Annotated in this window: 11 protein-coding genes; 2 read left to right on the top strand and 9 right to left on the bottom strand. The window is 39.0% G+C overall.

What is annotated here, in order from left to right:
* Positions 1-328: 328 nt before the first annotated feature.
* Together G7Y56_RS13040 and G7Y56_RS13035 are read right to left on the bottom strand one after the other, a co-directional pair.
* A complete protein-coding gene (locus tag G7Y56_RS13040) occupies positions 329-712 on the bottom strand; it encodes a DUF3037 domain-containing protein (protein ID WP_165044102.1) in 384 nt (127 codons plus the stop codon).
* The gene (locus G7Y56_RS13035) at positions 690-1,472 is read right to left on the bottom strand and encodes a HipA family kinase (RefSeq protein WP_165044100.1); all 783 of its coding nucleotides are present in this window, start codon (positions 1,470-1,472) and stop codon (positions 690-692) included. The genes G7Y56_RS13040 and G7Y56_RS13035 overlap by 23 nt, the downstream gene beginning before the upstream one ends.
* 189 nt (positions 1,473-1,661) lie before the next feature.
* On the opposite strand from G7Y56_RS13035, the gene G7Y56_RS13030 reads away from it, so the two are divergent.
* Positions 1,662-3,719 carry an acetate--CoA ligase family protein gene (locus G7Y56_RS13030; RefSeq protein ID WP_165044098.1) on the top strand — a complete coding sequence of 686 codons (2,058 nt, stop codon included), beginning with the start codon at positions 1,662-1,664 and terminating at the stop codon, positions 3,717-3,719.
* Positions 3,720-3,747: 28 nt separating this feature from the next.
* On the opposite strand, the gene G7Y56_RS13025 is transcribed toward G7Y56_RS13030, so the two are convergent.
* The 6 genes from G7Y56_RS13025 to G7Y56_RS13000 form a co-directional block, all read right to left on the bottom strand.
* Positions 3,748-4,998, bottom strand: coding sequence for an FISUMP domain-containing protein (locus G7Y56_RS13025; protein WP_165044096.1), 1,251 nt, complete (start codon positions 4,996-4,998; stop codon positions 3,748-3,750).
* Between the two features lie 649 nt (positions 4,999-5,647).
* Positions 5,648-6,460 carry a glucosamine-6-phosphate deaminase gene (gene nagB / locus G7Y56_RS13020; RefSeq protein WP_165044093.1) on the bottom strand — a complete coding sequence of 271 codons (813 nt, stop codon included), beginning with the start codon at positions 6,458-6,460 and terminating at the stop codon, positions 5,648-5,650.
* Between the two features lie 109 nt (positions 6,461-6,569).
* On the bottom strand, positions 6,570-8,552 hold the full coding sequence (locus tag G7Y56_RS13015; RefSeq protein ID WP_165044091.1) for a glucosamine-6-phosphate deaminase: 1,983 nt from the start codon (positions 8,550-8,552) through the stop codon (positions 6,570-6,572).
* 286 nt (positions 8,553-8,838) lie between these two features.
* Entirely contained in the window at positions 8,839-9,666 is an 828-nt protein-coding gene (locus G7Y56_RS13010; protein ID WP_165044089.1) for an ROK family protein, read from the bottom strand.
* 113 nt (positions 9,667-9,779) lie between these two features.
* Positions 9,780-11,378: a SusD/RagB family nutrient-binding outer membrane lipoprotein gene (locus G7Y56_RS13005; protein WP_165024982.1), complete on the bottom strand. Its 1,599-nt coding sequence runs from the start codon at positions 11,376-11,378 to the stop codon at positions 9,780-9,782.
* A gap of 19 nt (positions 11,379-11,397) precedes the next feature.
* Positions 11,398-14,586, bottom strand: a complete 3,189-nt coding sequence (locus tag G7Y56_RS13000; RefSeq protein WP_165044087.1) for a SusC/RagA family TonB-linked outer membrane protein — start codon at positions 14,584-14,586, stop codon at positions 11,398-11,400.
* A 513-nt stretch (positions 14,587-15,099) separates the two neighbouring features.
* Between G7Y56_RS13000 and recG the strand changes: the two genes are divergently transcribed.
* Entirely contained in the window at positions 15,100-17,196 is a 2,097-nt protein-coding gene (gene recG, locus G7Y56_RS12995; RefSeq protein ID WP_165044085.1) for an ATP-dependent DNA helicase RecG, read from the top strand.
* Between the two features lie 1,051 nt (positions 17,197-18,247).
* On the opposite strand, the gene G7Y56_RS12990 is transcribed toward recG, so the two are convergent.
* Positions 18,248-19,801 (bottom strand): SusD/RagB family nutrient-binding outer membrane lipoprotein, encoded by a 1,554-nt coding sequence (locus G7Y56_RS12990; RefSeq protein WP_165044083.1) that lies wholly within the window; start codon positions 19,799-19,801, stop codon positions 18,248-18,250.
* Positions 19,802-19,811: the final 10 nt, after the last annotated feature.

The following is a 19,811-nucleotide window of genomic DNA, read 5'->3' as shown; positions in this document are numbered from 1 at the left end:
GTATTGAACGAATCAATACATAATTCCCTTGTACTACTCTTTATTGTTTATTGTTATCATTTAGTCAAAGATCGCTTCTTTTTTTATCAACTTCATGCGCTGCGTTCAGCGGTGAAGCGGGTGCAAAAGTAGAAAACTTTTAATTATACTCCAAATGTTTTATGAACTTATTTTGAAAATAATTAATGGGAAATATCTAAATACCTAGTATGAAAGGTGTTGGGAAACATATTTTTTTGAACAAAAATTGACAATTATTGTTACACCTCCTTTTATTACTATAAAAAGTAATATTTGCTGAAATAGGTTACGAGCAAATATTACACGTTTAAAGTACCAATTCGCTGAAAAGTTTCTCTACTGTCTTATCTAAATCGCATGAAAATCCGGGATGCGGTCGTGATGTTTGTATTGAAGAACTCCTCACAGCGGTAAGCCACCTGAATCTTTCGGGGATATCGAGTGCTGCAATGGGGCCTCCGTCTTTTGCTCCGCAACATATTTTATCGAACGCCTTTAAATAGGAATGAAGTTCTTCCATATCTAAATCATGAGAGAACAAACGAAGCTTATCTTCATCTATCTTATATATGGCTTTTATATATTTAGCTCGTTTGGAAAACAAAATAATACCCACATTAAGAAATTCTTCGCGCTCAACCTTTGGCAAAACACGAATCACTGCGTATTCATATAAGTGTTTCTCTTGCATCTTGAGCTTCTTTTAGAAATATTTCGGAATGATTTAATCTGTCTGTCAGAAATTGCACATAAACATCTCGCAATTCCTGAGGCGTTTCTCCATTATTACCCCAATGCAACCAATCGTCAGGAATCAAATTGACTATTGCCCGGATCTTATCATGAGTTAATAACAATCTGAATTCTTTATTGACCTCAGCCAAATCTCCTGCTTGTGACAACAAGACATGGTCTTTCACTTGTTTGAATGGACTCAAAGCATACTTCTCCCACCCATCCCATGTATGATGAAAGTATAGGGATGCTCCATGATCTATAAGCCATAATTCTTTATGCCAGATCAGCAGATTGGTATTTCGGGCTGTTCTATCTACATTGGTAAGATAGGCGTCTAACCAAACTATTTGCGATGCCAACTTAGAATCTACCTTGGTTACTACGGGATCGAAAGTGATAGCACCCGATAGAAAGTGCAATCCCATATTAAGCCCTCTACTCGCTTGCAACAAATCCTGAATTTCTTCATCGCCTTCTGTACGACCAAATGCTTCATCCAGATTTAGAAAGACTATTTCGGGAAGGCGAAGGCCCAGCGCCCGCGCGATCTCCCCTCCTATCAATTCCGAGATTAATGCTTTTGTACCGTGCCCTGCCCCTCTGAATTTCAATACATATTTAAAACCATCGTCTGCATCAGCCAAAGCAGGTAAAGATCCTCCTTCTCGCAGAGGCATTATATATCGTATAACATTTGCTGTCCGTAACATCATAATACATTTATTATATATTGGAGTAAAGATACAATTAGTTTGCAAAATACGATAATTTCTAAAACACCGACATCCTTTATATTAAAATGACAGCATCAAGAACAATCTCAACAAAAAATCTGTTAGATTTAATGACAGAATGTTCAAAAAATTGTATATTCATACCTTATATATCTAAATTACTGAGCCATGATTAATAAAGAACTGATCCAACCCCAAAGCATAGTTGTGGTAGGGGCATCTAATAATATACAGAAACCGGGAGGCAGTGTACTGCACAATCTGATAAACGGAACATTTGATGGTGACCTATATGCTGTAAATGAAAAAGAAGATATAGTACAAGGTATAAAATCGTACCGCAATGTCGATCTTATTCCGAATACCGATCTGGCGGTGATATCGGTTCCGGCAAAAGTATGTTTAGAAATTGTAGACATATTAGCTAATAAGAAAGGTGTAAAAGCATTCATTGTGTTTTCGTCGGGATTCAGCGAAGTATCTGAAGAAGGACGAGCTATGGAAAATGAACTTATTGCCATTGCCGATAAAGCAGGAGCAACTTTGATCGGGCCTAACTGTTCGGGATTTATTAACACACACCATCAAAGTATATTTACACGCCCTATCCCCAACCTCAACAACATGGGGGTAGATATAATTTCGAGTTCGGGCGGCACAATCACTTATATAATAGAGTCTGCAATGTGCCTCGGGCTGCAATTCAACTCGGCATGGTCGATAGGCAATGCTGCACAGGTAGGAATAGAAGATATACTTGAATATATGGACGATGAGTTTGATCAGAAAACAAGTCCGCGCATAAAATTATTATACTTAGAAAAAATAACCGACCCCGACCGCTTCCTTAAACATTCGGCTTCGCTTATTAATAAAGGCTGTCGCATAGCGGCGATCAAATCGGGAACAAGCAAATCGGGTAGCCGTGCAGCCTCGTCACATACGGGAGCTATTGCCAGTTCGGATTCGGCTGTCGAAGCTTTATTCAGAAAAGCCGGTATTATACGCTGCCATTCGCGTGAAGAATTAGCTAATGTGGGTGCAGTATTGACCATGAAAAATCTGAAAGGTCGAAATCTGGCTATCATCACTCAAGCGGGTGGTCCGGCAGTTATACTTACCGATGCCCTATCGAAAGGGAATATTAATGTACCCGAAATGGACAAAGAGCTGGCTTCGGAGCTCAAAAAACATTTATTATCAGGAGCAGCAGTTAGTAACCCGATAGATATTATAGGTACGGGGAGCGGAGAACACATGGGAATAGCTATCGACTTCTGCGAAAAATATTTTAAGGAGATAGATGGTATTGCTGTTATATATGGTAATCCGGGTGTAAGTAATGTAGCCGAAGCATACAGAATACTTGATCAGAAAATCAGGACATGTAAATTGCCTATTTACCCCATACTTCCATCCGTGGTAGCTGCTATTGAAGAAATGGACACTTTCACGAAACAAGGGCATGTTAATTTTACAGATGAATATGCTTTGGCCAATGCTCTATCGAAAGTAGTGAGCCGTACTCCTCCATCGGTTGGCAAAATAGAAGATATAGGTGTCGATATTCCGCGAATACGTTCGATTATTGATAATGCACCTAGCGGCTATGCCGATTCTCAAACAATCAAGCAGCTATTTGATGCCGCAGGAATACCGCAGGTAGAAGAACTAGTGACGGATAATAAAGAGGAAGCGATTGCTTTTGCTCAAAAAACAGGCTACCCTATTGTTGCTAAATGTGTAGGTCCACTTCACAAGTCGGATGTAGGCGGTGTGGTATTAAACATACAATCGGACGAACATTTGACTTTCGAATTTGAACGGCTAATGAAAATACCTGAAACTCATTCGGTAATGATACAGCCTATGCTTTCGGGGCAGGAATTATTTATAGGTGCAAAATACGAAAACACTTTCGGGCATATTGTATTATGCGGACTGGGTGGAATCTTTGTAGAAATATTGCAGGATGTAGCTTCGGGACTTGCCCCACTTAGTTTTCACGAAGCCCGATCGATGGTGCGTTCGTTGAGAGCACACAAAATAATAAAGGGAGCACGTGGTCAGAAAGGTATCAACGAGGATCTTTTCGTAGAGATAATCGTTCGCCTATCTGTTCTGCTACGCTTTGCAACCGAAATAAAAGAAATGGATATTAATCCACTTCTTGCCAACGAGAGAGTGGTGGTTGCTGTAGATGCCAGAATACGAATAGAAAAATAGAAGTATTGCTCAATGTGTAAGTGATCAACTATGAATCCTTTTTGCAACGAACAGAAAATAAGATAAAACTGCTTCCTACACCTCTGGAAACATAAGCTCTGTTGTATGTTACATTCCGCTGGAATGAGGTAGCAGCAGCACGAGCACTACTCGTCCAAAAAAAGGCGGTAACACCATAATTTTGAGCCGTGGTGGAAACATTACCAACAAGCATAGCATCGAATCCTCCCTGAACAGCAGGCAGGCTATGACCTTCCGGATTATTATTAGAATTAACTAACTGACATGCATTCTTCATCACGCCACCATGTCCGATGGTAGTTGTTGATGCCGGACGCATTCCGGTACTTGTTGCAAAAGCATCTTGCCAGGTAAGAGGATTGAAGGTACTTATCTGTGTCGACGTATAATTGCTATATGTAGTCGGATTGTTATAAAGCTCCTTTTCCAAAACATTCCATTCGCGATCGCTAGGCAAATGCCACCCTGTGGGACAAACACCTTGAACTTTGCCATTCTTAGCGCCTACAGGATTTTCGAGATTAACCTCCACTTCGTTCGCACCGGGAACAGAACCCGCAACCTGCGATTGATCAATGCCACCCGGATTGTAATTATTCGTTGCTGCCCGCCAGCTATAAAGTAACCCTTGACTCTGGCTCCATCCTGCCGGTTGACTACTCCAACCTGCTGCAACATTAGCCGGATAAGCATACATAGATTTTACTGCCGGACTGGTTGTACTGCCATCATAGAGTTCAATCGGAGTATTGTCGGCATATTTTTTTACTGCAAGATTCTCGATCATCCAAGTACCTGCACTACCGAAAGTACGTGCTTTAAAATTCTTACCTTCCTGATCTTTGAATATTTGCACATCGACAGATACCCCACTACCCAAGATGTTCCAATCTGTCCCATTCCAAACATACATTCCTTTAACAATCGGCGTAGTAGCACAAAAATCCTCATTGATATTGTAGACTATAAGACCAACATGATTTTCCTTATCTGTCTGACTTGGTGTATTCGCGCCTCCTGTATAAGAATACATTGGCTTTAATTCGGTTAATGAAGTTAATGAAACACGTGGCATACCCAAGCCCCGTTCGGCAGTAGCCGGATCGGTGATGGCATTGGTAGGCTGATGCTCTTTCAAATCGAGTAAAGAACCTTTATTGGGCTCTATTCCTGAGCCAATAGTTATCTGAGCATGTATATAGAAAGATGATGCCAAGAATATTTGTAGTAAAACACTTGTTAAAAAGCTCTTTTTCATAAGAGTAAAATAATTAATTGTGAAACGGAACATCCCTGCGTCATTTGCCAGGGTCTATTCTATATGTGGGAAGAACGAATTTCAAGTAGTTTCTTATACGACAAAAAGACAACATCTGGTTATGGCGGCAAAAGCCTTTAATTGCATGGTTGTTTTATAAAATCTTTACGCTCTCTGTCAAATCAGTAGCTAAAGTAATATTTTTTTTGCTTAGAAAGAACATATCAGAACAAAAGTATCTTAACGTGAAAGATGATGATCAATTTATTGAGTGGCTTTTATACAATAGAATGGTTATTACAGCCTATTTTATTACTTATTTTAGTGTGAATTCGATTTAAAAAACAATAACTAAAAAAATTCCTGAAGAACTTGTCATCCCGATACGTAGTGAGGGATCTGTTATCCTATAACAAAGAGAAGTCGAGATCCCTCACTACGTATCGGGATGATAGGGAGTCCCTCTAAGGAGTGGCTTTGTACACCCTTTGACTCTTTCTCTTTGAGTAGATGAAAGATAGATACCGGCTCATAACTCATCGTTTATATTGGTGTTTATATCAAAACAACATTATTTAAAATAAAAAAGAGGAAGCGTCCATCATGGAAGCTCCCTCTCCTCATTATAATAATTTAAAACAGTTCTTCCTTATTTAAGCAGACTTGTAGGATCAAGGTGTGCAGCTTCTATATCCTTAAAATAATTATATGTTCCTACTTTCAATTCGTATGTTGAGATATCATCACATACAATTATGCCTTTAGGGTGTAATTGCAGTGCAGTAATTGTCCACATCTGATTGATAGAACCTTCTACAGCCTGTGCCAAAGCACGAGCTTTATTATGTCCGTTCACCATAATCAATACTTCTTTTGCATCGAGAATTGTACCGACACCTACTGTTACAGATGTTTTAGGTACTTTATTAATATCGTTATCGAAAAATCTCGAGTTAGCGATAATTGTATCCTGAGTCAATGTTTTGATACGTGTACGTGACGAAAGGGATGACCCCGGTTCGTTGAAAGCAATATGTCCATCAGGACCTATACCACCCAAAAACAGATCGACACCTCCGATAGCTTCCATTTTAGCTTCGTAAGCTGCACATTCGGCATTCAGATCGGAAGCCGTACCGTTAAGGATATTTACATTAGCCGGATCGATATCGATATAGCTAAAGAAATGATCCCACATGAAAGCGTGATAGCTTTGAGGATGGTCTTTCGCCAAACCTACATACTCATCCATATTGAATGTTACTACATGCTTAAACGACACACGTTTTTCCTGATAATGCTTTATCAATCCTCTATACATACCCATTGGCGACGAACCTGTAGGCAAACCCAGTACAAACGGCTTTTCGGCTGTAGGTTTTGCTGCATTTATCTTTGCAACTACATAATTTGCTGCCCATTGAGACAAAGAATCGTAATCGGGTTGAATAATTAATCTCATGATTTTCTATTATTTTATTTAAGGTCACAGACCAATTTACTATTTTGCCGGCTATAAACCAGTAATGTTATAGCCAGCAAATATAGCTTTAAATATTATTTTCCTGCACTTAAATCGGCCTATATTGTACAAAGGCTTCGATGGCCTCGTACGATGCTAAGCCCAAACTTCTATATAATTCGGCAGTTGCACGATTTCTATCTTCGGAACGTTGCCAGAACAAGCGTTCGTCATTACCAAGGAATGGTGCGCTTTCCATTTGCGATTGGTGTTTCAAAATAGCGTTACGCTTAGAACGCAATTCCTCGGGAGAGATAGGCACTGCCATTTCTATATGGTCTATTTCCCACTCTGCCCATGCACCACGATACATCCAGATACGGCAATGTTTCAACCACTCTTCATTTTTCATTTCATCTATCGCTGCCAAGATTGCATCCAGACATACTTTATGGGTTCCATGAGGGTCGGCAAGGTCGCCGGCTACAAATATTTCATCGGGCTGAACTTCCTTCAGGTATTTCTTAACGATTTCAACATCTGCTTCCGAAATCGGATTTTTCTTAACTCGTCCTGTTTCGTAGAATGGCAAATCGAGGAATCTGACATTTTTAGTATCCATCCCTACATAACGGCAAGCTGTTGTTGCTTCCTGACGACGGATATGACCTTTCAGGAACATAATATCGGGAGTATCTACATCTCCTTCTTTTTTGTCATGCAATAGATATTGAAGAATATCTGCATATTTTTTCTTGAAAGCTTCGTTAGACGAATCGTATTTCGCTCTTACGTCTTCTAATAAAGATACGTAACGTATTACCTCTTCGTCGCCCACTGCAATATTTCCTGATGTCTGATAAGCTACATGTACGTTATGTTTCTGATCTACCAAACGTTTGAATGTTCCTCCCATCGAGATCACATCATCATCGGGATGCGGGCTAAAAATAACTACATTTTTAGGATATGGTTTGGCACGCTCGGGACGATTTGTATCGTCGGCATCGGGCTTACCTCCCGGCCATCCTGTGATTGTATGTTGAAGATCGTTGAAGATCTTAATGTTTACGTTGTATGCTGAACCGTAAAGAGCTAATAACTCTTCAAGTCCGTTATTTTGATAATCTTTATTCGTCAGTTTTAAGATTGGCTTGTTCACTCTGAAACATAACCAAACGATTGCTCTACGAATAAGTTTGCTATTCCACTCACAGCTTGTCACCAACCAAGGATGATTGATACGTGTCAAGTCGAAACCTGCATTCAGATCTGTATATACACGTGCATTAGGATGAGCTTGCAGACATGAAGCCGGAATGGCATCAGAAAGAGCGCCTTCCACTACATCTTTTACACTATTGGCTTTGTCTTCGCCCCATGCTATCAATGCGATCTCTTTTGCTTTCATTATGGTAGATATACCCATAGTTACTGCACTTACAGGAACTTTGTCGAGCGATCCGAATGTATTAACAGCTTCTTTGCGTGACTGTATATCTAACAGAATAAGGCGTGTATGAGAATTTAAACTAGATCCTGCGATATTGATACCAATATTACCTGCACGACCAAGCCCCAACAGCATATAATCGATACCTCCTACGCTTTGTATTTTCAATTCATAATCGCGGCAGTAGTTCAATATTTCCGCTTTAGAAATAGAACCATCAGGCGAATAGATATTTTTAGGGTCTACGTCTACAAAATCGAGAAACGACTCTTTCAATAATTTTAAATTACTATTAGATTGTGCTTGTAATGGATAGAATTCATAAAGATTGAACACAATCACATTTTTGAAACTCAAGCCTTCTTCTTTGTGTATACGGACAAGTTCCTGATAGATAGTCAGTGGAGATTGCCCTCCGGGCAAAGCCAGCACAAACGTTGCATTTTCCGCTTGTTTCGTTTTAATTCTGGCTGCAATATCTTTAGCTATTTGCAATGAAGCATCTACCGATGATTCGTAAATCAGAGTAGGAACCTTTTCGTAACGAGTTAATGCTGACAACTCGAATTCATTCTCCGGACTGTAATAGCGCTGAGGCACCCTGTCCAGTACGATTTGTGAACTTAGATCTAATCTCATTTTTATATTTTTTATAATGTATTATTTTGAATTTCAAATATAGCAATTATATGGCACAATCAGCTATATTTTAAATAGTTTTACTAATCAATTTAATCTATCATCCATCTGTTTTCCGAATACGTTTTTCAGGCAAAAGCGTATCAATATCAGAAGCTAATGATCAATTGTTTTATAAAAAACTTTCGGCCGAATAGCTATTGCCTATAGCCTATTCGGATAAAATATCCGACAGAAAAGGTTAAGTAATTTAGTCAGTCTACCCTTACTTTCGAGCAATTTATTATTAGCGCACCAGCGCCGAAGCACCCAACAGATTGATATCCTCTTTCTGTGAAAGAACGATCTTCAATCGTTTGACGGTTTCGGGGTATGGAAATTTCGCTATGGTCTCATACATTTTTCCAGAGAACAGATCGAAAGACTTAGCAATACCTCCTCCAATTATGATAGCCTGAGGGTCGTAAGTAAATAGAACAACATTCATCAGATTACCAATATGCTCACCAAACTCATCCCATAAAGCTAATGCTTGTTCATCGCCTTGCATCGCTCTATCGAAAGCCTCTTTTCCCGTTATACCATGCACTTTGCTAAAGAAATGACTGCTGCAATAATATTCGTAATCGTGCTGCAAGTAAGGCAAACTGCCTATCTCACCTGCTCCGGTATTACTACCTCCATACAACTCGTCATTTATTATAATGCCTGCTCCCACTCCTGTACCGATTGCCACACAAACAATATTATGAAAGGTAGTACCTTCGCCGAAGTAGCGCTCTCCGAAAGCAAAGCAGTTGCAATCGTTATTAACTACAACAGGAATTTTGAATTCCTTCTCAAGCATCTCTTTCAAATGCACTTCTTTCCATGATGGAATATTAGCAGCGTTATATACAATTCCTCTTTCGGCATCTACAACTGATGGAACACCGACACCAATACCTCTTATGTTACTATTCATCACCCTGCGCACCAACGATTTTATATGTTCTACCGTTTCTTCTTCCGACTTATCGGCTTTGCATGATTCTGAAATCTTCATCAGGATTCGTCCGTCACTGACTACTCCTACTCTAACATTTGTTCCTCCGAGATCAATTCCTATTCTCATATTTTATTTTCATAAATGTAATTATCACATTAAAGAAGCAAATATAAACATAAATAATAAAGGTGCAAGGTGTTACAACCCTGCACCTTCATCAACATCTATGAAATTATCGCTTAATTAGAAGTAACATAATTACTTCTTTTCGAAGCCCACCATAATGGAGATGATGTTTTATCACCGTCTCTCAATTGTGCCACACCACCATTATATTTCGACTCATTTATCTGTTTTTCACTTTGTGGATAAACCGTGCGCGAAATATAATTATCCGGATTTTTTATATTACCGTCCAAAGGATAAATACCAGCTCCCGAATCTCTGTATTCAGGAATAACCATCGCAGGTATATTCAATCGACGTTTGTCGTTCCATACCTGAAGCGACAAGTCGGGATAGAAGGCTATATATCTTTGTGTCACTATTTTTTCGAGCTTTGTATTACCTGCCCCTGTTGCATCATCGTACTTAGCAGATGTACCCCAAAGATTCTTTTCACTAGAGGCAATATATGCATCTACATCTGCAGACACTCCCCAATTTGCGAAAGAAGCCTTGATACCTTCTTCGTACCATTGTTTTGCTGTTTTAGGAGAAACAATTGCAAATCGCTCTACAGCCTCTGCCATTAAGAAACATGCTTCCGTATAGAGCATTATGTCTGTTTTACGGGTATCATTCGGGATAACCCATATTGTACTCATTGCAGCACTTTTCGAACGAAGATCACCCGGTTCGGTACGCATGCCCGGAGGTATGCCCACCCATGCATTTCCTACAGGACTAGGGTCGAACATTCGCGAGCCACGAGGATCTACTTTAGCCGGAGCAACTGTAGCAGTACCTGAATAGTCCAAACCACCGATGCCGGTCAAAGCCTTTTCCATCGATGCCACTAACATTTGTCTATCAGTCCATGCCACCTGATACATATAATAAGGATATTGATTACCCCAACCCGATGTTCCGGCAATACGGGCATCGTCTCCCGATTGCATAATTCCTTCGGGTGCATCAAAAGCCTTTTGGGCTTGCTCTTTACACAGCGTCGGATTTATTTCAGACATTTTAATAGCCAGCCTCAATCGTAATGTATTGGCAAAACGTTTCCACTGAGTCATACGTCCGCTATAAATCGGATCCTCCTTCGTTAAGAAAGGTTTAGTCGCATCAAAATCATTTACAGCCTCATCTAATTCTTTAAAGAAGATGGCATATTGATCTTCCAATTTCATATATTCAGGATCTGTATCTTCTGATGATTGTGGAAATGGTGCAGGTCCAAAATAATCTGTAAACATAGATTGGATATAAATACGCCAGATACGAGCTAATGCTTTTGAATTTTCACGATTTTCATACAGCTCGGCATCCCTGAGTATCCCATTTAAAATGGATATCTGGTTATTGTAGTGATTTTTCCAATATAAAGATTGCCAGCCATCATCCATACTCCATATAGCCGATGTTGCAGTACCTCCGGTATATTGAACAAATACATCAATACCCAAAGCTTTTACTCGCTGATGAGCATCAGCCCCTTCGTAGGTAGCACCCTTTCTAAGACTAGCACCCAGATCAAGCATAGAAAAGTCATATTGATCTTCTGTCAATCCATTTGGATTGGTATTTATAGCATCAAAACCATCGGTACACCCAGATCCGAATAGGCCTACTCCCAACAGGAGTGATAATATTATTTTTTTTGTTTTCATTTCTGTTACTTTTTAAATATTAGAATGTAATATTGACATTAAATCCAAGGCTGCGGAGCGTCGGCATCGAACCATACTCGAAGCCCTGAGCATTTCCTGTAGAGAAACCTCCTTCGGGATCAAAACCTTTAGTTTTGCTATGTATCATCCATATATTCCGACCAACAAAGCTGAATTTAGCTCCCTGAATAAAGGTGTTCGAAAGCAACTTACGTGGCAATGAATAACCCACAATAATCTCTCTAAGTCTAACATTAGTAGCATCGTATATCCAAGGTTCAGAACCTGATCCTAATGCACGCCAATATTTTTCGGCTGTAGTAGTTACTGTATTGGCAGCTCCGCTGGCATTAACACCCGGAACAACCATCGATTCGCGCCCGTCGGCAGTCGAAGCCAATGTTCCGGCCATCGAACCCGATCTCATCGAACCCATAAATACTTCACCACCATATCTCATATCAATCAAGAATGACAGTTCGATTCCTTTATAATGGAATGCATTATTAATACCACCCATCCAATCTGGATTTCCATTACCTAGTTTTTTATAATCAGAATCGAATGTAGGTAATCCATCGGCACCAATAAGGATTTCACCCTGATCGTTTCTTGTATAAGATTTTCCAAATATGTCTCCATACGAACCGCCTGCCTCTGCTACTATCTGGATCATACCCGAGTAAGAAGCATCGCTAAGTATCTGTCTTTCTATACCATCAGCCAATTCAAGAATTTTATTTTTATTCTTCGAGAAGTTAATTGTCACATCCCATGTGAAATCCTTCGTCAAAACAGGCGTTCCTGTCAATAATAGTTCAATACCGCGGTTTCTCACATTCCCTGCATTCACATATCTGTAAGAAAATCCGGTAGAAGAAGGTGTGTTCATTTTCAATATCTGGTCTTTTGCCTCTTTGTTGTAATAAGCAAAATCTAATCCTAAGCGATTATTGAACGCTTTCAACTCCAATCCTAACTCATAAGATTCGATAGTTTCATTTTTCAAATCGTATAATGCTTTTGTATCACTTTTGTTCGGAGTTAGGATAGTTGTAATTTGCCCATCCGATACATCTCTCTTTGTATGGAGCGTTCTGTAATTAAACAATTGATACGGCGAAGTATCATTACCTACTTGTGCCCACGACAAACGAACCTTACCATAATTCAATACCGAACTTTTTACATCCCATCTGTTTAGTGATTCTGTAAATATCCAGCTACCCCCTACCGATGGATAGAAATACGAGCGATTATTACTATTTAATGTAGAAGACCAGTCGTTACGAGCAGTCAAATCGAGGTATAACATATTATCGAATGCAAAAGATGCAGTACCATATAATGAGTTGATTTGTTTACGAGAGACATCCGTTCTAACATCTTTGTCCAAACCATTCGATATATTGAAAAAGTTGGGAACATAAAGACCATTTGCCTGCGTCCATAAATTATCGGTACGTGCATACATAATATTGCCACCGGCTGTAGCCACAAGACCGACTTTATCAGAGAGTGATTTATTTAATGTAATCAAGAAATCTGTATTCACCTCATAACCTGTATCTTTATTCATAATATATTCACCAGATGTTTCCCAATAAGGGGTCTTGGTAGCTTGACGCATTTCGTATTGACTAGCATTATAATCCATACCATAACGCCCTTGAATATTTAACCAATCTGTAAATTCATACTTTAATGAACCAAAACCGAGAAAACGATCTTTTCTATCATTATTCGTATTTCTATAAGCAGCCCAATAAGGGTTTCTTATAAGCCCACCGTACTGATCAGTCCATGCCACCGGCTGTCCCGATAAATCTGCACCCGTAGCTGTACTTTTTGTTCCTACCGGATAAGCATAATCAGGATAACGACTCAAATCGCTATAATGAACAGAACGAGGCATCATTAAATAATTATTGAAAATATTATCGGGGTCACCACCCAGTTTAATCCGGTTGTCTGTTCTTTGGTTTACATAAGTAATCTTAGTATCCATTGACAACTTATCCGAAAGCTTAGCTGTACCACGCACTGTAAAAGATGTTCTTCCAAAATTGCTATTAGGTACAACCCCTTTATTAGATAGGTGCATCAACCCTACACGTAGCGTACTCTTATCTGTGGCACTAGTCAGGTCGACACTGTTTGTAAAAGTAGTACCGGTACGTAAGAAATCTCTAAGATTATTATCTTCAGGAGAATATACAATATTATGACCTACGTGGTCTACAAATTTCTGACCTGTCATTTTCTCACCCCAGCTACCTGTCGAGTTCACTATGTATTGATTACCTGCCCCTTGTCCATATACATTTTGATATTCAGGAAGTTGCATAGGCGAATCGAATGTTAAGTTTGAATTGATCGAAACACCCAAACCTTTCTTTCCTGCACCTGTCTTGGTTGTTATCATAATTACACCATTACCTGCACGCGATCCATAAAGTGCCGCTGCCGCTGGTCCTTTCAAAACAGACATAGATTCGATATCGTCAGGAGAAATATCGGCCATACCGGAACCTCTATCTACAGCTCTGTTACCCCAATAGTCATCAGATCCACCGGTAGAACTATCAATAGGCACACCATCTACAACAACTAAGGGTTGGTTATTACCACCAATAGAGTTATTACCACGCAAAACGATTCTACTAGACCCTGCAGGACCTGTACCCGCTTGCTTAACTTGTAATCCGGCAACTCGACCTGTAAGTCCGTTGGCTATATTAGCTTCACGAGCTTCTGTCAGCTGATCACCTTTGATTTCCTGCAAAGCATAACCTAGTGATTTCCTATCACGTTTGATACCTAAAGCCGTTACAACCACTTCGTCTAACGCTCTGGAATCTTCGTTCAATTTAATATTGAGTGATGTTTTCCCACCCACTTGTACTTCTTGCGTTGTAAAGCCAACATACGTTATTACTAACGTCGCATTACTCGGAACTGACAATGAATAATCTCCATCCATCCCTGTCATTGTTCCATTTGTAGTTCCTTTTTGTGTCACACTAGCGCCAATAAGTGCTTCCCCCGTATTATCAGTAACTATCCCTTTTACTGTAATTCTTTCGGTTTGAGCACTTAATAACGAGCATGCAAAGAGCGCCATAAATAACATACTTATGCGCAGTGAAAATCGCCCCAGACTCTGTCTGTTTGATCTCCGATTTTTGTGTTGTCCCTCATGTTTCATACTTTGAGATTTTGATTGATGATAATTTAATACTTAACAATTTACCTTAACAAATACACTACTTTCACCTGACTTAGTAGCTGCTATACGACAACTACTTAATATATAATAACACTACTATTTTTCATTAAAAAACTTAACAGAATATTTTCGATGCAGTAACTTATGTTAAGTTTTTTTTACAATTTTATATCGGCAAATATAGATGTCTATAATACACAAAACAAGAGAATCGAGACATAATTAAAATTACTTAAAATGTCAAATTTGTTAATTTAACATTTGGTTTTATATATTTAAATAATTTAATAATCAACACTTTAAGTGATCATCCAAAGGGTATAAAAGCACACAAAACAGTCAATACACACAGCTTAACATGTTGCTAAACATCTTTTTAAAATATTTTCATATTGTACATACAAAGTGGTGCCAACAAGATAGAAAACATAGGCGGAATACAGTATATACGAGAATAATATATAACTTTGCTATAAATGAAGTTAAAGTAAAATGGCAGACTACGGACAGACAGATATAAAATACCTGGCAGGTGTAGGACCGAAGAAAGCAGAAATCCTAAATAAGGAAGTTGATGTTTTTTCGGTGGAAGACTTGTTATATTATTTTCCGTATAAATATATAGACCGCAGCCGAATATTCTTCATCCATGAGATTGATGGAAATATGCCATACATACAACTGAAAGGGCGCATTACAGAATTCGAAACAATTGGCGAAGGGCGCAACAAAAGACTTGTCGGCCGGTTTACGGATGGTACAGGATATATAGACCTAGTTTGGTTTCAAGGAGGCCGGTTTATTACCGACAAGTACAGAATAAATATGCCATACATCGTCTTTGGCAAGCCAACCCTCTTCGGGCAGAAGTTTAATATAGCACATCCTGACATTGATCCTTATATCGATGAAAAGGCACGACAAATGGGACTGATGCCTTATTACAATACAACAGAAACGATGAAGAGGCATTACCTGAATTCGAAAGCAATTCAAAAAATAGTTGCCTCTGCATTTTCTGCCTCTGTAAACCATATTACTGAAACTTTACCCGAGAAGGTAATACAGGAGGCTCGCCTCATGGACTTGAAATCGGCAATCAGAAATGTACACTTTCCCGAAACAGTCGCACTCTTGAGGGATGCTCAGCTACGATTAAAGTTTGAAGAGCTATTTTACATCCAACTCAATATTCTAAAATACACATCGGAGCGCAAGGCTAAACTGAAAGGATTTGTATTTACAAAAGTGGGCGATTATTTAAATTCTTTTTACGAAAACAATCTTCCGTTCGAACTTACCGGCGCGCAAAAGCGCATTATAAAAGAAATCCGCCAAGATATGGCAACAGGCGAACAAATGAACCGACTTTTGCAAGGTGATGTGGGTAGCGGTAAAACTCTGGTTGCACTTATGCTCATGCTCATAGCTATCGACAATGGGTTTCAAGCCTGCATAATGGCACCGACTGAAATACTAGCCACACAACATTACAACACCATAATGGAGTTTTTGGATGGATTAGATGTAAGTGTAGAACTACTGACAGGATCTACAAAGAAGAAAGATCGTGAAAGAATACATAGCAACTTATTGACTAATGATCTTAAAATATTGATCGGAACTCATGCTCTAATAGAAGACACTGTGCAATTTGCTAATCTCGGATTAGTAGTTATTGACGAGCAACATCGATTCGGGGTTGCCCAACGTGCAAAATTATGGTCTAAGAATATCAATCCGCCACACATGCTGGTGATGACAGCAACCCCTATCCCACGAACATTGGCTATGACTGTCTATGGGGATCTTGATGTTTCGGTAATTGACGAATTACCACCGGGTAGAAAACCCATACACACGATCCATCAGTATGATAAGAAAAGAGGCGCATTATATCAATCTATGCGCAAACAACTGGAAGAGGGCAGACAAATCTACATCGTATATCCACTAATAGAAGAAAGTGAAAAATTAGACTTGAAGAACTTAGAGGAGGGCTATGAACATATTTGTGAAGTTTTCCCCGAATATACTGTTTGCAAAGTACACGGAAAATTAAAACCGAAAGATAAAGAAGCCGAGATGCAGCGATTCGTCAGAAATGAAGCTCAAATTATGGTGGCGACAACTGTTATAGAAGTAGGTGTAAATGTACCTAATGCTTCAGTAATGGTTATCGAGTCGGCACAACGCTTCGGACTTTCGCAACTGCACCAGTTACGAGGACGTGTGGGGCGTGGAGCCGACCAATCTTATTGTATATTGGTTACTCCATACGAACTTTCGGCTGAAACCCGAAAGCGTATAGATATAATGGTCGAAAGTAATGACGGATTCGAAATAGCCGAAGCTGATCTAAAACTCAGAGGCCCCGGCGATCTTGAAGGAACTCAGCAAAGTGGTATTCCATTCAACTTGCGGATAGCAAATCTCGTGAAAGATTCTGAGATATTGAAATATGCCCGTGAGGTTGCACAAAATGTTTTAGATGATGATCCCCAACTCGAAAAACCTGACAATCTAATTCTGCGTCGGCAATTAAAAAAATTGGGTGGCAACAGATATAATTGGGGATTGATAAGTTAAGACAGCAAAACTTCCCGAAGTTGAACAAGCTTTCCCCTTCTCTGATATCCTTCCTACATTAGCAATAATACCTTCTGTAAAATGAGTAGAATCACCCTGTTCAATTTCCGATAAAGTTAACAGACATCACAAGCTCTCATATCAGCAACTTTTATGCATCCCTCAAAAGTTAAGACACACAACAAAGTTAAACAGCCCCAGATATATAGAGGGCAAATAAAAATTAAGCAAAAAGCATCTGTAATTTTGCCAAACCAAAATAAATAGCTAAATTCGCTGCTGTTAAAAATGCTATTCAAACACAATTTAATGACAAATTCTACTCTAAATATAATCGATTCTAACTCCTTTTTTTCTCCTGAAAATTTGGCTGTTAGCTCTATTTTATTAGAGAGAGAGAGAGAGAGAGAGAGAGAGAGAGAGAGAGAGAGAGAGAGAGAGAGAGAGAGAGAGAGAGAGAGAGAGCTATACACTGCGCACTGCACGCGTATTATAGCCAAAAGATTTAATAAAAACAATTTATCGAAGATCCTAAAATACATTAGGATCTATTACGCACATAGGTACATACCACCGTATCCATTGCTCTTGATCAGATCAATTTCACTAAATTATATAAGTGTAGTTTATAAAAACCTATCAACCGATTTATTATTGATCGGTTGCAAAAGATAACACCTCCGAACCCTTGGTTGTATAGTATTTCTTACTTGCTCAACCTTGATTTTCAGAGATGTTAGTTATTATATTAAAAAACACTTGGAAAAAGCTGCCTGTGAAGGTGGCTTTTTCACTTTCAAGTAAATCACATAAATACTGACTAGATTAACAACAATGTAGTACATTTCTCGAAAACATAACCGAGGTATATGTCTCCAAGAAATACGATATTCTTGTAACTAAATCATGATTCATTGATTTCTTTTAGAGAGTATATATTAAAAAACGGTTACAAATATAAACGTTTTTAAGTACAGAAACAATTATTTTTAAAAATAAAAAAAGCCACCTTCACAGGCAGCTTTTTTCAAGTGTTCTTAATATGAACTAATCAATTAACATCCCAAAAAATCTTTGTTGTACGTGTATCTTTACTTTGTACAGTGCTATAATTGGGGTTTGTATTCCTCTCTAATGAAGGATATAATAGTCTGGTTGGAGGAGTCTCAAAACCATTTTCCTTTCCTTCTGATGGAAATGGAAGCAATGTAGGGTATTTGGTACGCCTCAGTTCGGTCCAACACTCGAGCCCTTGTAAGAAACCTAGATGCAGCCACTTTTGCGTTCCTATCAACTCCAGTTTTTGATCGCGAGTTCCCTGATATGCAATTCGGGTGCTAATAAAATCATTTATCTCTTGATCCGATGGCTTAGTCTCTTTATCTCCATCCAAATTAATGCTATTCAGATAGAAATAGAATGATACCGATTGCTTTACAGCTGTTTCATAAGCAGTTTTTGCATCAGCAGAGCTACCCCAACGCTCGTATGCTTCAGCTTTAATAAGATTTATCTCCGATGCTGTAATTCTGATCCCCGGCAACTTATTATTCTGCCAGATAGACACTGAATCCCAGTTGGCTGTTACTTTCTTATAATCGGCCAAGCTTTCACTTGTAGCCGTAATCGGAGCTGCAACATATTGATCCTGACCGTTCTTATCGAACATAACAGGCAAACGCACATCTTCGGTTGGAACCATTAAATTATTCACCATAAAATCAGGAGCTAGGCTGGCATATCCTTCATTTAAGGCATCATATAGATTACTAGTATAAGTTGTAAGAGGAACATTCAACACATCTACACTCTTCGGATCATAATTCCCATTATTATCGCCATCTATCAATGGGTATTTAGCAGGATTATTCAACATATTCATTATCTCTTGCTTCGCATACCCCTCCTCAACGTTAGAGATATGTATCAATAATCTCAAACGGATCGAGTTTGCATATTTCTGCCATTTCTTCACACTTCCAGCCAGCATTATATCCTGACGTGTAAATGATGCTGTGGTAGCGGCTGTCGAGAAATAAGTAGCCACTTTATCGAGATCTTCTATAAACATTTTGTAAAGCTCTTGCTGGTCGTCAAACTTAGCCGGCACATTTTGGGCTGTCAAAGAGAGGCTTCCGGCTTCGGAGAAAGGTATATCACCAAACATATCTACCAATTGAGAACCAAAATCGTACATCACAACCTTACCCGCTTGAAAAAATATCTCATTTTCAGCTTGCTGGTCTGATGGCAAATCATTTGCTACACGTTGCATCTGACGGTACATACCCATTGCACCACCATACTCAGCTGTATAGAAATCTCTCCAGTATTGCCCCAGATAACTATCATTTTGTTTATATAGTGATGAACTGTTTACCAACGTTACAGTTTGAGTATAAATAGCCTGATGGGTAATCAAAACCGTTCTCACATTCCAATATTCTGTTCTCATCCGGGCATTATTAAGCATTGAGGTAAATAATGCCGGAACACTTCCTATCTCTGTCTTTTCCGGGTTATTGAACTTATCAGCCGGATCGCAACCAATCATCATCAACGACGTTGCTAACAGTATACTAATTAGTCTGTATATCTTTTTCATTAATTCTTAC

This window comes from Dysgonomonas sp. ZJ709 (assembly GCF_011039195.1).
Lineage (GTDB): Bacteria > Bacteroidota > Bacteroidia > Bacteroidales > Dysgonomonadaceae > Dysgonomonas.
Note: the sequence above shows the minus strand (reverse complement) of the source record. Positions and strands in the feature narration are given on the sequence as shown.

What these genes read in the sequence shown, in the direction of transcription:
- G7Y56_RS13040 (WP_165044102.1), bottom strand. Translation starts at nt 712, where the DNA reads ATGCAAGAGAAACACTTATATGAATACGCAGTGATTCGTGTTTTGCCA.
- G7Y56_RS13035 (WP_165044100.1), bottom strand. Translation starts at nt 1,472, where the DNA reads ATGATGTTACGGACAGCAAATGTTATACGATATATAATGCCTCTGCGA.
- G7Y56_RS13030 (WP_165044098.1), top strand. Translation starts at nt 1,662, where the DNA reads ATGATTAATAAAGAACTGATCCAACCCCAAAGCATAGTTGTGGTAGGG.
- G7Y56_RS13025 (WP_165044096.1), bottom strand. Translation starts at nt 4,998, where the DNA reads ATGAAAAAGAGCTTTTTAACAAGTGTTTTACTACAAATATTCTTGGCA.
- nagB (WP_165044093.1), bottom strand. Translation starts at nt 6,460, where the DNA reads ATGAGATTAATTATTCAACCCGATTACGATTCTTTGTCTCAATGGGCA.
- G7Y56_RS13015 (WP_165044091.1), bottom strand. Translation starts at nt 8,552, where the DNA reads ATGAGATTAGATCTAAGTTCACAAATCGTACTGGACAGGGTGCCTCAG.
- G7Y56_RS13010 (WP_165044089.1), bottom strand. Translation starts at nt 9,666, where the DNA reads ATGAGAATAGGAATTGATCTCGGAGGAACAAATGTTAGAGTAGGAGTA.
- G7Y56_RS13005 (WP_165024982.1), bottom strand. Translation starts at nt 11,378, where the DNA reads ATGAAAACAAAAAAAATAATATTATCACTCCTGTTGGGAGTAGGCCTA.
- G7Y56_RS13000 (WP_165044087.1), bottom strand. Translation starts at nt 14,586, where the DNA reads ATGAAACATGAGGGACAACACAAAAATCGGAGATCAAACAGACAGAGT.
- recG (WP_165044085.1), top strand. Translation starts at nt 15,100, where the DNA reads ATGGCAGACTACGGACAGACAGATATAAAATACCTGGCAGGTGTAGGA.
- G7Y56_RS12990 (WP_165044083.1), bottom strand. Translation starts at nt 19,801, where the DNA reads ATGAAAAAGATATACAGACTAATTAGTATACTGTTAGCAACGTCGTTG.